Source organism: Pleomorphomonas sp. JP5 (assembly GCF_023721815.1).
Taxonomy (GTDB): Bacteria; Pseudomonadota; Alphaproteobacteria; order Rhizobiales; family Pleomorphomonadaceae; genus Pleomorphomonas.
In genome coordinates this window covers 291,974-307,804 of record NZ_JAMDLI010000022.1, presented here as the reverse complement: position 1 = coordinate 307,804, position 15,831 = coordinate 291,974, and the positions used below count along the sequence as shown (strand labels likewise).

The following is a 15,831-nucleotide window of genomic DNA, read 5'->3' as shown; positions in this document are numbered from 1 at the left end:
GGAGGCCGTTTCGAGAATCGCTCCGGCGAGTCGGCTGGCGCGGCTTTCGAGAACCGGAGCGCAGCGGACATTCGATCCGTGAGCACCGGAAGCGCAGACAAGTCGGGCCAGACGGCCGCCGGAGTAGAATCTCCAATCGGCCTCTCAGCTCCTGAGCAGGCGATAGATGGCCGGAATGACCAGCACCGTGAGTAGCGTCGATGACGCGAGGCCGAACAGGAGCGAGATGGCGAGCCCCTGGAAAATCGGATCGGTCAGGATCACCGCCGCGCCGATCATGGCGGCAAGCGCCGTGAGCAGGATCGGCTTGAAGCGGATCGAGCCAGCCTCGATCAGGATGTCGGCGAGCGGACGCTGCACGGTGTGCGGCACGCCCTCTTCGTCCTTGACCGTCACCTCGCGCGGCGCATGCCGAATGAAGTCCACGAGCAGGATCGAGTTGCGCACGATGATGCCGGCGAGCGCGATGAAGCCGATCATCGATGTCGCGGTGAACGGAGCGTGGAACAGCCAGTGTCCGACGAGAATGCCGATGAAGGTCAGAGGTATCGGCGTCAGGATCACCAGCGGCAGCTTGAATGAGCCGAACTGCGCCACGACGAGGATGTAGATGCCGAGCACGGCGATGGCGAAAGCCGCGCCCATGTCGCGGAAGGTCACCCACGTCACCTCCCACTCGCCATCCCAGAGCAAGGTCGACTTGCCCTCGTCGGCCGGCTGGCCATGCAGGGCGATGACCGGCTTCTCGAGCCCCGTCCAGTCCTGGCGGTCAAGCGCCTCCTGAACGGCGAGCATGCCGTAGAGCGGCGCCTCATAGGCGCCGGCAAGCTCGGCCGTCACCATCTCCGCGAAGCGACCGTTGTGGCGGAAGATCGGGAAGGACGCCCTCTCCTCCCTCACCCGCACGACATCTCCAAGCTCGACGACGCCGCGATCGCCCGGCAACACGTTGGCCGGAATGGGCGTGGTGAGCGCCGTCTCGTCGAGCACCCTCTGGCCCTTGGGCCGCGCGACGACGATGGGAATGGCCGCGCGCCCGTCACCACGGTGCGAATAACCGACCGTCGACGTTCCACCGAGGATGGCAAGCGTGTCGAACACGTCGCTCTCCTGAACGTGGAAGAAGTCGAGATCGTCCGTGGAAATGGTGACCCGCATCCGCTTGGCCGGCTCGCCGAAGGAGTTGTCGACGTCGACGATGAAGGGAACTTCGCGGAAGGCGGCTTCAACCTTCTCGGCCGTCCGGCGGCGCATGTCGGCGGTCGGACCGTAGATCTCCGCCAGGAGCGTCGCCATCACCGGAGGTCCGGGCGGCGGCTCAACCACCTTGAGCGAGGTACCGGCAGGAACCGGCAGCGCCATGACGCGATGCCGCAGTTCAAGTGCAATGTCGTGCGATGCCCTGTCACGCTCGCCCTTTGGCGTCAGGTTGACCTGAACATCCCCGAGCTGCGGCTCGGCGCGCAGATAGGAGTGGCGGACAAGACCGTTGAAGTTGAACGGCGCCGCGGCACCGGCGTGGGTCTGGACCGACACCACCTCGGGCAGGTCGAGCGCCACCTTCGCCACGGCCTGGGCAACGGCATCCGTCGCCTCCACCGACGAGCCTTCCGGCAGGTCGATGGTGACGGCGAGCTCCGCCTTGTTGTCGAAGGGCAGCAGCTTCACGGTGACGTGCTTGGTGTAGAAGAGGCTCAGCGAGCCGAGCGTCAGCACACCCACGGCCAAGAGGAAGGCAAGACTTCTTCCCTTGGTTGCCAGGATCGGCCGGGCCACGGCCGCGTAGGCCTTGCCCAGCGCACCACCGGCACTATCACCCTGGTGATGATGTGCTGAGCCACCGCCGGTCACCTTGAGCATCAGCCAAGGCGTCACGGTCACCGCCACGAAGAAGGAGAAGATCATTGCCGCTGACGCGTTGGCCGGGATCGGGCTCATGTAGGGGCCCATCATTCCGGACACGAACAGCATCGGAAGAAGCGCCGCCACGACCGTCAGCGTTGCGACGATGGTCGGGTTGCCGACCTCTGCGACAGCCTCGACCGCGCTTTCCCGGCGACTGATGCCCTTGCCCATGGCGGCATGACGGGCAATGTTCTCGATGACGACGATGGCGTCGTCCACCAGGATGCCGATTGAAAAGATCAACGCGAACAACGACACGCGATTGAGCGTGTAGCCCATCACCTTGGCGGCGAACAGGGTGAGCAGGATGGTGACCGGGATCACGACGGCCACGACCACCGCCTCGCGGAAACCGATGGCCACCCAGACCAGGACAATGATCGACAGCGTCGCAAGCCCGAGATGGAAGAGAAGCTCGTTGGCCTTTTCGTTGGCGGTCTCGCCATAGTCGCGCGTCACCTCGACGGAGAGGCTGTCGGGAATGAGGTTGCCCTTGAGGCCTTCGACACGTGTGAGAATGTCGTGAGCGACGGTGACCGCGTTGGCGCCCGCCCGCTTGGCGACCGCCAGGGTCACCGAGGGCAAACGCTCCAGCGATCCGTCAGCCGCCTTGCGGACGGTAGAGACATAATGGTCGGCCGTATCCTGAACAAAGGAGACGTCGGCGACGTCGCGCACGTAGACAGGCCGGCTGTCACGGGTCGTCAGCAGAAGATTTGCGATTTCGGCGGGCGATTGCAGCGTTTCACCGGCCACCACCTGGATTTCGTTTCCGTCCTTGCGCACGGTCCCGGCAGGAAACGACCTGTTGGCGGCGGTGACCTTGGCCGATAGCTGCTGCAGCGTCACGCCATAAAGGGCGAGTCGATCCGGATCGGGTGCAATCCGAATGGCGTCGCCGGTTTCGCCGACCAGATAGGTCAACCCGACATCCTCGACCTTTGCGATCTCGCTCCGCAACTCGTGGGCGACGCGCGTCAGATCGGCGGCGGTCACCGAGCCAGCCACTTCCGGCTTCGGCGACAGTGTCAGGGTAACGATGGCGACGTCATCAATGCCGCGACCGACGATTCTCGGCTCGGCGATTCCCACGGGTATGCGGTCGAGATTGGCTCTGATCCGATCGTGCACGCGCAGCACTGCCGCGTCGGCCGAGGTCCCGACGAGGAAACGCGCGGTGACGAGGACTTGCTCGTCGTAGGTCTGAGAGTAGACGTGCTCGACCCCGTTGATCGCCTTGACGATGGTCTCGAGAGGCTCGGTGATCAGCTTCTCGGCATCCTCGGCGTTGAGGCCAGGCGCCGACACGTGAATGTCGACCATCGGCACCGAAATCTGCGGCTCTTCCTCGCGCGGCAGCGTGACGAGCGCGACGAGGCCAACCGCGAAGGCGGCCAGCAGAAACAGCGGCGTCAGCGCCGAGCCGATGAAGGCGCGGGTGAGATGGCCGGCTATACCGAGTTTCATGGCAGCACCACCGCATCGCCGGCGGTGAGGCCGGACAGGATTTCCACATTGTCGCCGTTTCGCTCACCAAGCACCACGGTCCGATCGCTCTCCATGCCATCCGTGATGACGCGCAGCGTATCTATGCCGGACCGGCTGACGACGGCCGAAGCCGGCACCAGGATGGCCTGACGCTTGCCGACCGGTACACGGACGAGCAGACGGGCATCGACGAACTCGGTGGGAAGCCCCGGAACATCGACGTCGGCGGTCACGCGGCCGCCTTCGATCAGCGGATAGATCTTGGCGAGCCGCCCCTCCAAGGCTCCGCTCGCGGTCTCCACTGCAAGCGAAGAGCCCATTTCAAGAAGGTCGGCGTGACGCTCGGGGATCGAGAGGCGCAGGAAAAAGCCGCCACCGCCCAACTGGGCAACGGTCTCGCCAGCCATCACCACCGACCCCTTGGTCACCGGCACTGTCAGGACCTTGCCGTCGCTGGGCGCCAGCACGTCCCCCTCAGCGCCCTGCTGAACCACGACCTGCCGCTGCGCCTCGGCAGCGGCGATCTGGTTGCGGAACACATCGACCTGAGTGCGCAACTGGTCGAGCCGCTGGCTGGTGCTGACCCCTTTGTCGACCAGCGTCTGGCCGCGAGCGAGTTCGGACTCCGCGTTCTGCAACTGAGCGACAAGCGCCTTCAGCTGGGCATCGAGGGCGGAGATCTGAAAATCGATCTTGTCGTCGCGCACGACTGCGATGCGCTGCCCCCCCTTCACCGTGTCGCCCTCGGAAACATCGAGCGACACCAGGGTACCACCGACGCGGGCGCGAGCGGCGAGACTGTCTCGCGCCTCGACGCGGCCATAGACCGCCTTCCACTCCGGAACAGAGACCGGCTGGACGACGAACGTTCCCGCCTCCGCCAGTGAGACGAGGCTGAGCGAAACAAGCCCGGCAAGGAAGAGGCGCATCACGAACTCCCGATCAGAAGGCGGTACCGGACTTGATTCCGAGCTTGCGGAACACGATTGCCGCCGGACAGAACCCGGTGAAGGCCGACTGGATGAGATTGAAGCCGACAAAGGCCGTCAGCCAGACGAAATACGGCGAGACGAAATAGGTGAGCAGCAGCGAAACGAGCAGCACGCTGCCGGCGAAGGCGAGAACGGCACGATCAAGAGTCATCGGTCATCTCCGTCAAGAGTTTATATTATAATATACTCATATACAGAAACGCACCAAAGATGCAAGCGCTTCTCCACCCTCTTCGGCATACGGCCAACCAAGTGTGGTCACGCAGCACCGGAGACCGTGACAGGCTGGATCAACGAGGGGCCGTCGTCAATCATACATCAGGCGGCAAATCTGGATATTTGTATAGTTATTTCATCAGGATAACACGACGAGGCACCCCTCCGGAGCGACGCGGAAAGATCAGATGGCAAGCCGGCGCGGCGGTCAACTTCGATCGCCTTTTCCGCCGGTTTGATGATAGCCTCCGGCCCCGAATCTCGGAGAGGAACGCATGGCCATAGCCTTCGACATCGGCGGAACGAAAATCGCGGCAGCAAAAGTCGGCGTCGATCTGGTGGCCAACGAAATTGGCCGCGTTCCGACGCCGACCCGCGACTATGACGCCTTCTGCGCCGCCATTGCCGACCTCGCCGGACAAGGTGACGAGCCGATTGGAATTTCCATAGCCGGCGTCGTCGACCCTCGGGACGGTCGGCTCACCGTCGCGAACATTCCCTGCGCCGACGGCAAAACTCTTGCCGCCGACCTCGAGGCAAGCCTGGGCCGCCGCGTACGCGTGCTCAATGACGCCAAGGCCTTTGCTCTCGCTGAAGCCACCGTCGGCCTTGGCAAGGGACACGCTTCGGTCTTCGCCGTGATCATCGGCACCGGAATCGGTGGCGCCTTCGTTCTGAACGGCCGACTTGTCATGGGCGCGACAGGCAGCGCCGGCGAGTGGGGGCACGGACCGGCGGCGGCGGCGCGCACCTGCGCCGCCTTGCCGATCGTCCGCTGCGGCTGCGGCCAGCCCGGTTGCGTCGACACGCTGGGCGGCGCCCGCGGCCTCGAACGCCTTCACCGCCATCTCTGCGGCGTCGAGGCGGACACGCCGGCCATTCTCGCCGCCTGGCAGCAGGGCGAACCGGACGCCGTTCGCACGCTCGACGTCTATCTCGACGTCGTTGGCGGCGCGCTCGCCAACACCGTCAACATCCTCGATCCCGATATCGTCCCGATCGGCGGTGGTCTCGCCCGCAACGCAGCCCTCGTCGCCGCCATCGATGCCGAAGTCCGCTCCCGCACGCTCGGTCGCCGTGCGACGGCCCTCTGCTTAGCCACCGAGACTGGGCCGGAGAAAGGCCTCATCGGCGCCGCCATCCACGTTTCGGAAACACTCCTGCCATGACCATCCGCCTCGAAGTCTGCATCGACGACGTTGCCGGCCTCGCCGCCTGCGCCGCTGGCAGGGCCGATCGCGTTGAACTCTGTTCGGCGCTCGATCTCGGAGGTCTCACCCCCTCCCCCGGCCTCATCTCCGCCGCCGCGAAATCCTCGGTGCCGGTACGAGCCATGATCCGCCCGCGCGCTGGCGACTTCCGCTACACCGACGCCGAGGTGGACGTCATGCTCGCCGATATCGCGGCGGTCCGGGAGGCAGGCCTTTCCGGTGTGGTGCTCGGGGCGACGACTGGCGAGAGCACGCTCGACATCGCCGTGATCACCCGTCTCGTCAAGGCGACCGGTCCTCTCGGCAAGACGCTGCACCGCGCCGTCGATCTGCTGCCCGACCCCGTCGACGCCGTGGACCTCGCCGTCGATCTGGGCTTCGACTGCATCCTGACCTCCGGCGGAGCTCTTTCCGCCGACACAGGCGCCGCCGTCATCGCCGCCATGGTCGAGCGCTCCGCCGGCCGCATCGACATCATGGCGGGCAGCGGCGTCCGTCCGGAAAACGCATCCGCGATCCACCGAAGCACGCGTGTCCACTGGCTACACTCGTCCTGCGGGCGCGTCGAAGCCAACGGAGACGCCATCCGCCATTTCGGCTTCGGACCGAGCGAACGACGCCTGACCGATGCCGATCGCATCCGGGTGTTGAAGGCTGCCGCTATGTCCGGAGAACCGTCGTGATCCTCAGCGACAATCTCCGGGGCGCTCTGCTCGCCGTTTGCGCCTTCGGCTTGTTCTCGGTCGCCGACACCATCGTTAAATACGAGAGCCAGTCCTTGCCCGTCGCCGCCGTGACGGTGATGATCACAAGCACAGCGACGCTTCTGATCGCCCTCTACGGCTTCGGCATCGGTCGCGGGCGGGCGCTCGTTCCCGTAATGCCGGCCTTCACGCTCGGCCGGGGCGCTCTCCTCGCAACAGAAACCGCGATCATCTACTACGCCTTCACCATCGTTCCGCTCGCTGATGTCTACGTTCTTACCTTTCTCACGCCGATCTTCGTCTCGCTGATCGCTATCGTCGCCCTCGGAGAACGCCCCTCGCCACTGGTGGCTGTCGGCGTCGTGCTCGGGTTCGTCGGCGTTCTCGTTGCATTTCGCCCCGGAGACATGGGCTTTGGCCTCGGCCATTTCGCCGCTGCCGGGTCGGCGCTCATCTTCGCGGTGACGCTGGTCATGATTCGCATCGCCCCACCCCGCGAGTCCGATCTGGCGCTGGTCATCTGCCCGATGATCATCCTGGCCATCGGCAGCGGCACACTAACCGTGCTGACCACGGGCTTTCCGGCGCTCTCGATCCGGGATCTGGCGCTCGTCCTCCTCGCCGGCTTCTGCCTGTTCTCCGGCAATCTCTTGATCGTCCGCGCCTATCGCGTCGGCGCCGCATCCTTCGTTGCCCCGTTCCAGTATTGCCTGATCTTCTGGGGCGCGTTCAACGGTTGGCTGGTTTTCGGAGAGTCCGTCGAACTGTTCACATGGATCGGCGCGGCCATCATCATCGTCGCCGGCCTGATCGTCTTGCGGTCCGATCGGACCAACGCCTGATCCATTGCCCGTCACCGCCAAAGGCTGGCCGCTTCGACGAGCTTGATGCGAGCGAGTCCACGCGCTAGCTTGCCGTGAGGGCAGGAATGACAACGTAATCATACGACAAAACTACTCGCAGGGAGGAGAATGACGTGGCTAAACTTGAAGGAACGGTCGCGATCGTTACTGGCGCCGGTCGGGGCATCGGACGAGAAATCGCTCTTCATCAGGCCCGCGCCGGTGCCAAGGTCGCGGTTCTCGCCCGCACGGCCCGAGAGATCGAGGAGACTGCCGCCCTGATCGTCTCCGAAGGTGGCCAGGCGATCGCCCTGCCCGTCGATCTCGTCGACCGAGCTGCTGTCGAAGCGGCCGTTGCCCACGTTTCCGCCGAACTCGGCCCGATCGATACGCTCGTCAACAACCACGGCTCCTTCCGCGCCTTCGGTCCGATCTGGGACTGCGATCCCGAGACGTGGTGGGCCGATGTTGAGATCAATCTGCGCGGCACCTTCCACACCTGCCGTGCCGTGGCGCCGACCATGCGGGAGCGGGCGCGCGGCCGCATCGTCAATCTGGTCGGCGGCGGAACCGGAAACAGCTTCCCCAACGGCTCCGGCTATGCTTCCAGCAAGGCCGCGATCATGCGCTTCACGGAATGCTTCAACGACACAGTGAAGGATGCCGGCGTCCTGGCTTTCGCCGTCGATCCGGGTCTGGTTCGTACCGCCATGACAGAGCTCCAGCTCTATTCGGACGAAGGCAAGAAACACCTGCCCGACATCGAGCGACTGTTCGACGACGGCGTGAACATTCCGCCGAGCCGGGCCGCGGCCCTGATCGCCGACATCGCCGCCGGACGCTTCGACCCGCTGGCCGGGCGCATGCTGCGCGGCGTCGAGGACCGCGACGCCCTGGAAAAGGCGATGGACGATCTCGTCGCTACGGACGGCAGGGCATTGCGCCTCACGCGCGTCGAGATCTGATACCGCTTCCGTCGGGTTTTGACCTTTCGGGTCGGAAGCTGACGGAGGCGGAAGCGCCCGACCGGGCGCCGGCCGGTCAGGCCGAGACCCGTTTGAGCCGGATGAGTCCGGATCAAGCGGAACGCGTATGAGAGATGGCGCGGGCGGCCTACCCCGTCGCCTGCGCCTCGGCCTGCGCAAGAAGCGCCAGCACGTGAGCGTGCGAGGCCTCGAAAGCCGCCTGCTCCTCTTCGGTGAACCGACAGTTGACGATGGCCTCGCGGCCGGCGCGACCGATCACGCAGGGCACGCTCATCACCACGTCGGAAACGCCATACTCGCCTTGCAGAAGCGTTCCGACCGGCAGTACCGACCGCTCGTTGCCGGCGATCGCCCGGATGATCCGGAACACCGAGGCGGCGATGCCGTGGTTGGTGTTGCCCTTGCCCGCGAAGATGTCGAGGCCGATCTGCAGCACCCGCCGCCGGACCTCGGCGCGGTCGATCGGCGGCAGGCCGTTCAATTCGCAGTAGCTGTCGACGTCGAGGCCGCAGACGTTGCAGAGGCTCCAGGGAATGAAGCCGGTCTCGCTGTGGTCGCCGAGCACCCAGCCGAAGATGTTCTTCGGATCGATCGCAACGTGCTCGCTGACGATGCGCATGAAGCGGGCGGTGTCGATGATAGTGCCGAGACTGATCACCCGCTCCTTCGGGAAAGACGAGTGGCGCAGCACCACCTGCACCAGGATGTCGACGGGATTGGTGACCATCAGCACGATGGCGCCCGGCGACGTCCGTTCCACCTCGGCGATGATCGACTTCATGATCGCGCTGTTGATCTGCGCGAGAGCATCGCGCGTCTGTCCCGGCTTGATCTGGGCGCCCGCCGTGATCACCACGATGTCGCTGCCGGCGGAGTCCGCGTAGTCGCCAGCCGTCAGGCGTGGGTTCTGAGCGTAGATGAAGGATGTCGTGTGCGAGAAGTCCCAGAGTTCCGCCTGGGCCTTGGCCGCCGCCTGATCCATGACCACGATCTCCGAAGCGATGCCGCTATCGAGAAGGTGGCCGACAACCTCGGTGCCCACCGCTCCCATGCCGATGACCGTGATCTTCATCCCTGCCCCCTGACGCATGATCGATGGCGGAATCTAGATCACTTAACACGACAAGAGGCAATCGCCGGATGAGGTGAAGGTGCGTCCCGTTGATGGACGAGACGATAACAATGGAACCGCCGTCACTCCCTTACCGGGCCATGACAGAATTACCCATAGTTGTATCTATCTATCACCGCCATTCACCAAAACTTGCATTTTTTGGCGCTAGATGTCTTCCTGTAGTGGCCTCAATAGACTATGTTGGCTTCGGCCCATTTCCTCTGGTTGTATCGCTTTCGGCCGCTGCTGTTCCCGCAAGCCTCCAAGAGTTGTCCGGCCTGTTCTGATTTCCGGCTTTCTTCAATTGGCGAACCCGACTGACGCGTCTTTATCCGGCGCCAGACGATTGTTCGGTCGCGTCCGCCGTATCTCACGGGGGGGGGACCAATGCGCGGCGGTGCGGTTCCAAAGGCAATGGGGTATCCGGCAGTCAAACCGGCCAGGAGGTGACGCAAGTGACCCGAAAACTGGAAATTGCCCACTCCTACGATGACGAACAGATGTGGGACCGGATCGAGTCGGATGGACACTGGGAAGCCCGGCGATCAAAAAGCTTTGGGGCCCTTTCGGTTCTAGCTGTGGCCTCTGAAGTGTTTCCGGTCGTCAAGACCGGCGGCCTCGCCGACGTCATCGGATCACTGCCGAGAGCCCTTGTGCCGCTGGGCGTGAACACCCGGACGCTCATTCCAGCCTACCCGATGGCACTGGCCAACTGCGGCGCTCGAAAGATGGTCGGGCAAATGTCGGTGCTTGGCGAAGACGTCACGCTATGGGCCAGCCACCGCCATGAACTGGAGCTTTTGCTTGTCGATTGCCCCGCGCTCTTCGACAGGGCGGGTGGCCTCTACCTCGACGAGCAGGGCAGAGACTACCCCGACAACTGGCGTCGTTTTGCCCTCCTGTCGGCGGCAGGGGCGAGGATCGCCGCCGAGGGCGTGGATGGCTGGCGGCCGGATATGGTCCATCTTCACGACTGGCAGGCGGGGCTCACGGCCGCCTACATGCGCGCGGCCGGCACCTGCGTGCCCACGGTCACCACCATCCACAACCTCGCTTTTCAGGGGCAGTTTCCGGCGGATGTGTTCCCCGGGCTCGACCTGCCCGATCATTTCCTCAACGTCGACGGCCTCGAGTACTATGGCGACATCAGCTATCTGAAAGCCGGCATCCGATGGAGCGATGCGGTCACCACGGTATCGCCGACCTATGCGCGCGAGATCCTGACCGAGCAGATGGGAATGGGAATGGCGGGCGTACTGCAAAGCCGCCGCTCGGCGCTCTGCGGCATCGTCAATGGCATCGACGAGGACGTCTGGAACCCTCGGACTGATCCCTACATCGCGGAAAACTACGACCTCCACAGCCTTGGACACCGCCAGGCAAACCGCCAAGCCGTCGAGAAGGTCTTCGGCCTGACACCTGGCGATGGCGCCATCCTCAGCGTCATCAGCAGGCTCACCTGGCAGAAAGGCGTCGATCTTCTCGCCCCCGTGGTGCGCGGGATCGTCGATCGCGGCGCACGCCTCATCGTCATGGGAGAAGGCGACTCCAGCATCGTCCAGGGGCTCCTCGAGCAAGAGAGTCAGTATTCCGGCCGCGTGGTCGTCAAGATGGGCTTCAGCGAGGAGCTGGCTCACCTCCTTCATGCCGGTAGCGACATCGTCATACAGCCCTCCCGCTTCGAACCATGCGGGCTGACCCAGCTCTACGCCCTGAGATACGGCGCCATTCCCATCGTTTCCCGAACCGGAGGCCTCGCAGAGACGGTCATCGACGCCAACGAGGCGGCGACTGCGGCGGGCGTGGCGACGGGGTTCCACTTCCACCCCGGATCCATAGAGGACCTCTATCAGGCCATCGACCGGGCGCTCGTCGCCTTCGACGATGCCCGTACCTGGAGACAGCTGCAAACGCAGGCCATGCGGACGAGCTTTGGCTGGGCGCGCAGTGCCGAGCGCTACGCATATCTCTATCGCAAGTGGGCACGGGGTGAAGCGCGCGCCGTTCTGGCGCGAAACATGACCTGGGCAAGTCCTCCCCTTCACCCCGGTAGCGACGGCGAGCGCCCCGGCCGCGCCGAGCGGCTGGTCGCCGGCGCGCCGGCGGCTGCCTACTGCTGGATCGAGTGAGGCGGAAACTCTTTCTGGTCCTCACCGCGACCTAGGTTTCCCCCAAGCCGTACCGCCCCAACCACGGCGATGACGACCAGAAGGCCAAGGACGAGCATCAGTCGGTTTCGGCGCATCTGAAAACCTTTCTCGCTGTTTGTACTCATCGTCAAACGCGGCGGAGGCGAACTTGTTCCACTCGTGGAAGGGAAGTGATTTTTGCGGGAACCAACGCAGTCCTGGCGCGTCAATGGTATGACACTTCAGCTGGGACAGGTCATAAATGGTAATCTTCAGCGTAATTCTGACCGGCTTGTTCGGTTTGCTTCTTCTGGGAGGCGGCGTCTACCTCGTCCTTCTCGGGGGTAGTGTTTATTATCTGCTCGCAGGCGCCAGCTTGCTGGTAACCGCCTTACTTCTCCTCCGACGAAACGCCCATGCTCTCACCGTCTATGCCGCGACGCTCTTTGGTACGCTGGCCTGGGCGCTCTGGGAGGTCGGCTTCGATTGGTGGCAGCTTGGCCCGCGAGGCGGACTGCTGGTCCTTCTCGGCCTTTGGCTGCTGACACCGTTTGTTCGGTCGCACCTCGACCGAGGCCTGATATCTCCCGCCCTTGGCAGTCCGCCAGCGCTGGCCCTGGCCGCCGTCTGCATCGTCTCGGCGGGCGTCGCGGGCTGGTCGATGCTGTCCGACCCGCACGATCTCGCCGGTTGTCTTCCCGAAAAGAGCAGCCAGGTCGCCGTCAACCAGAGCGACGTACCCGATGGCGAGTGGCGGCAATACGGCCGAACGCCGCTGGGACAGCGCTATTCGCCCCTGACCCAGATCACGGTCGACAACGTCGACAAGCTCAAGGAGGCTTGGCGTTTCGAGACGGGCGACCTGAAACAACCCGAGGATGTCGGCGAGACCACCTATCAGGTCACACCGCTCAAGATCGGCGACACGCTATATCTTTGCACCCCGCATAACTGGGCGATCGCCATTGATGCCGCCACCGGCAAGGAGAAATGGAGATACGACCCAAAGGTCGGCTTCAATCCGAGCCGCCAGCACCAGACCTGCCGTGGCGTGACCTACTATCGCGACACGGCCGCGGCCGCTGGCGCCCCTTGTTCCGAACGCGTCTACCTGCCCACCTCGGATGCCCGCCTGATCGCCCTCGATGCCCGGACCGGCGCGGTTTGCACCACATTTGCCGATCAAGGCGAGCTGCACCTCGAAGTCGGCATGAAGCACACCCCGAAGGGGTACTACTATTCGACTTCGCCCCCGGTTATCGCGGCCCGAAAGATCATCATCGGCGGCGCCGTCAACGACAACTACTCGACGGAGGAACAGTCCGGCGTCATCCGCGCCTTCGACGTCGATACCGGCGCTCTTGTCTGGAACTGGGATTCCGGCAATCCGAGCGAAACCGCGCCATTGCCGCCCGGCCAGACCTACACAACGAACTCGCCCAACAGCTGGTCGGTGTTCAGCGTCGACGAGGCCCTGGGGCTCGTCTATGTCCCCCTCGGCAACCAGGTGCCGGATCAACTCGGCATGGGGCGCAGCGCCAGCGTCGAGAAATACTCTTCGTCGATCGTCGCGCTGGACGTGGAAACCGGTCGGGACCGCTGGGTCCGCCAGACCGTCCACCACGACCTCTGGGACATGGACGTGCCCGCCCAACCCGCGCTTCTCGATCTGACAAGGCCCGACGGGACCACCGTTCCGGCACTCGTCGGTCCGACGAAGCAAGGCGACATCTACGTGCTCGACAGGCGGACCGGCGAGCCGATCCTCCCTGTGAAGGAGGTGCCCGCCCCAGGAGGCGCCATTGCCGAGGACTTCTCGGCGCCGACCCAACCAGTGTCCGCGCTGTCGTTCTCGCCCCCGCCACTGCGGGAAAGGGACATGTGGGGCGTCACCATGTTCGATCAGCTCGCCTGCCGCATTCAATTCCACGAGCTCAACTACGAAGGCCGCTACACCCCACCGTCGCTGAATGGCACCCTCGTCTATCCGGGCAACTTCGGCGTGTTCAATTGGGGCAGCGTCGCCGTCGATCCCGAACGGCAGGTGATGTTCGGCATGCCGACTTACCTCGCGTTCACCTCGCGTCTTGTGCCGAGAGCCGACATCCCAGCGCCCGGTGAGGGTGAGAAAGGCAGCGAGCAGGGTCTCAACCGCAACGACGGCGCTCCCTATGGCGTGGTGATGGGCCCCTTCCTTGGTCCTCTGGGCATTCCGTGCCAGGCTCCGCCGTGGGGCTATGTCGCCGGGGCCGATCTTTCCACCGGCAAGATCGCCTACAAGCACCGCAACGGCACGGTCTACGACATGACCGCCCTGCCACTGCCCTTCAAGCTGGGCGTGCCGGGCATCGGCGGCCCGATGATCACCAAGGGCGGCGTCGCCTTCCTCGCCGCAGCGGTCGACAACTATCTGCGCGCCTATGACCTCACGACGGGTCGCGAGCTTTGGCAGGCTCGTCTGCCGGCAGGCGGCCAGGCGACACCGATGACCTACGCCCTCGACGACGGACGCCAGATGGTGGTGATCGTCGCAGGCGGTCACGGATCCATCGGCACCAAGGCGGGCGACTATGTGATCGCCTATGCCCTGCCCTGAGCCCGAACCGGCAACCGCCTCATGGAACCGCACCGGCTTTCGCAGGTTGCCCTTGCGAAAGCCAATCCGCCCAAACGTAACGGAGAGAAGCCATGACCACCCGTCTGCACGAACTGGAAGACGAGTATCGCGACTATCTCATCGAAAGCGGCGATGCCCCGAGAGACATTCTTCGATTCACCGCGCAGGACTTCGTAAGCCGTAACGAGAAACGTGCCGATCCCGAGGGGCGCCTTGGTGGCGACCGTTGCGATCCCCGTATCACCGAAATGGCCGCCTTGATCGCCTATCAGCCCTGACGCCACGCCGAGACACCTCACCCCCGCCTTCGGGCGTCTGCCTCGGCCAACTCCCTACCCCCGCGTCGTTCCGGTCCTGCCGGGCACGCGGGGCTTTCTTTGCGTTGACGACGCTCAGCCGCTGGGAGACCGCTCGAAGTCGAAAATGCCCTGGGTCGCCAGCGCAGCCGCGCCGCGCGCCCATGAGCCCGGCACCCAGTCGGGCAGGAGCTCGGGCTTCGACATGAACACACCTTCCTCCATCGCCTGTCGGATCGGCGCAAGGAGCGCCTCGCCGAACTGGACCGCCTCGCCACCGACGACGATGACTTCGGGGTCGAACAGGTTGACCAGATCGGCAAGATGCCGGCCGATGCGGGTTCCAGCTTCCTCAAGAATGGAAATCGCATCCGGAACGCCCGCTTCAACCGCCCCTGCGAACTCCGTCCGCGAGACAGGGGCGCCACCGCGCCTCTCCCGCCACGTTTCCAGCATGTAGGGCTCGGCGGCATGAGCCATCAGGCAGCCATGACGCCCGCACTCGCACAACCTACCGCCGGGAACGGACGTGATATGGCCGAACCTGCCGGCGACATTCCTGGCGCCGCGGTAGATTTCCGTGTCGATGATCAGCGCGGTGCCGATGCCCGTGCCCACTGCGAGAGCGACGAAATTCCGACGATCGCGCCCCGCGCCAAACAGTTTCTGCGCAACGGCGAAGGCGCTGATGTCGTCGTCGATCCAGGTCGGCACGTGCACGTGCTCGCCCAGCAACTGGCCGAATGGCAGATCGCGCCAGCCAAAGCGAGGACTGCGGCGGCAGATGCCGTTGCGAACATCGACTTCACCGGGAATCGAGACCCCTATCCCCATGACCTCGGACTGCTGACGCCCACTTTCCGCGAGCATCTGTGGCATCGCTTCCGAAATCGCTCTGATCATGCCCTCCGGGCTCGTGTCGGAGATCGGGGCGTGCCAGGTGGCGAGTGGGTTCGTCGCGAGATCTGTCAACACGCAGTCTATTCCGTCGGCGTTGAGCTTGAAGCCGAAGGCAAGATGGGCCTCGTAGTTGATGTCGATCGGGACCGGCCGCCGACCGGTGGCGCCCGTCACCGCCTCCCGCTCCACGATCAGCGCTTCCTCCACCAGTTCGGCGACGACAAAGGTCACGGCAGCCGGACTGAGGCCGGTGATGGTTGCGATCTCCGCGCGCGAGACGGGGCCGTGGCGGCGCAGCAGATTAAGAATGAGCCGGCGGTTCAGCGCCCGCGATGTACTGGAGTTGCCCCGCACGATGTCCTCGTTTGTTTATTTCTTAAATTAACTGTTGGAACCTCGCCGAAACTAGGCTATCAGAGTCCATAAGGCAA

At 64.4% G+C, this 15,831-nt stretch carries 12 protein-coding genes; 7 read left to right on the top strand and 5 right to left on the bottom strand.

The window, feature by feature from the left end; genetic code table 11:
• Positions 1-144: 144 nt before the first annotated feature.
• The 3 genes from M4J40_RS20775 to M4J40_RS20765 are packed head-to-tail and all read right to left on the bottom strand — an operon-like array spanning position 145 to position 4,536.
• A complete protein-coding gene (locus tag M4J40_RS20775) occupies positions 145-3,372 on the bottom strand; it encodes an efflux RND transporter permease subunit (RefSeq protein WP_251756324.1) in 3,228 nt (1,075 codons plus the stop codon).
• A complete protein-coding gene (locus M4J40_RS20770) occupies positions 3,369-4,322 on the bottom strand; it encodes an efflux RND transporter periplasmic adaptor subunit (protein ID WP_251756323.1) in 954 nt (317 codons plus the stop codon). The genes M4J40_RS20775 and M4J40_RS20770 overlap by 4 nt, the downstream gene beginning before the upstream one ends.
• 13 nt (positions 4,323-4,335) lie before the next feature.
• On the bottom strand, positions 4,336-4,536 hold the full coding sequence (locus M4J40_RS20765; protein WP_251726492.1) for a DUF2892 domain-containing protein: 201 nt from the start codon (positions 4,534-4,536) through the stop codon (positions 4,336-4,338).
• A gap of 340 nt (positions 4,537-4,876) precedes the next feature.
• Between M4J40_RS20765 and M4J40_RS20760 the strand changes: the two genes are divergently transcribed.
• The 4 genes from M4J40_RS20760 (at position 4,877) to M4J40_RS20745 (ending at position 8,323) form a co-directional block, all read left to right on the top strand.
• Positions 4,877-5,770: an ROK family protein gene (locus M4J40_RS20760; protein ID WP_251756322.1), complete on the top strand. Its 894-nt coding sequence runs from the start codon at positions 4,877-4,879 to the stop codon at positions 5,768-5,770.
• A complete protein-coding gene (locus M4J40_RS20755; protein ID WP_251756321.1) occupies positions 5,767-6,495 on the top strand; it encodes a copper homeostasis protein CutC in 729 nt (242 codons plus the stop codon). The genes M4J40_RS20760 and M4J40_RS20755 overlap by 4 nt, the downstream gene beginning before the upstream one ends.
• The gene (locus M4J40_RS20750; RefSeq protein WP_251756320.1) at positions 6,492-7,358 is read left to right on the top strand and encodes a DMT family transporter; all 867 of its coding nucleotides are present in this window, start codon (positions 6,492-6,494) and stop codon (positions 7,356-7,358) included. The genes M4J40_RS20755 and M4J40_RS20750 overlap by 4 nt, the downstream gene beginning before the upstream one ends.
• Before the next feature lie 134 nt (positions 7,359-7,492).
• On the top strand, positions 7,493-8,323 hold the full coding sequence (locus M4J40_RS20745; RefSeq protein WP_251756319.1) for an SDR family NAD(P)-dependent oxidoreductase: 831 nt from the start codon (positions 7,493-7,495) through the stop codon (positions 8,321-8,323).
• A gap of 148 nt (positions 8,324-8,471) precedes the next feature.
• Here the strand turns inward: M4J40_RS20745 and M4J40_RS20740 are convergent, their stop codons facing one another.
• The gene (locus M4J40_RS20740; RefSeq protein ID WP_251756318.1) at positions 8,472-9,416 is read right to left on the bottom strand and encodes a lactate/malate family dehydrogenase; all 945 of its coding nucleotides are present in this window, start codon (positions 9,414-9,416) and stop codon (positions 8,472-8,474) included.
• Positions 9,417-9,913: 497 nt separating this feature from the next.
• Between M4J40_RS20740 and glgA the strand changes: the two genes are divergently transcribed.
• The 3 genes from glgA (at position 9,914) to M4J40_RS20725 (ending at position 14,482) form a co-directional block, all read left to right on the top strand.
• Positions 9,914-11,587, top strand: a complete 1,674-nt coding sequence (gene glgA / locus M4J40_RS20735; protein ID WP_251756317.1) for a glycogen synthase GlgA — start codon at positions 9,914-9,916, stop codon at positions 11,585-11,587.
• Positions 11,588-11,849: 262 nt separating this feature from the next.
• Complete coding sequence (locus M4J40_RS20730) at positions 11,850-14,183, top strand: glucose/quinate/shikimate family membrane-bound PQQ-dependent dehydrogenase (protein WP_251756316.1); 2,334 nt, start codon at positions 11,850-11,852, stop codon at positions 14,181-14,183.
• 92 nt (positions 14,184-14,275) lie between these two features.
• Positions 14,276-14,482 carry a hypothetical protein gene (locus M4J40_RS20725; protein WP_251756315.1) on the top strand — a complete coding sequence of 69 codons (207 nt, stop codon included), beginning with the start codon at positions 14,276-14,278 and terminating at the stop codon, positions 14,480-14,482.
• A gap of 114 nt (positions 14,483-14,596) precedes the next feature.
• Here M4J40_RS20725 and M4J40_RS20720 read toward each other — a convergent pair whose 3' ends face one another.
• Positions 14,597-15,754, bottom strand: a complete 1,158-nt coding sequence (locus M4J40_RS20720) for an ROK family protein (protein ID WP_251756314.1) — start codon at positions 15,752-15,754, stop codon at positions 14,597-14,599.
• Positions 15,755-15,831 lie beyond the last annotated feature (77 nt).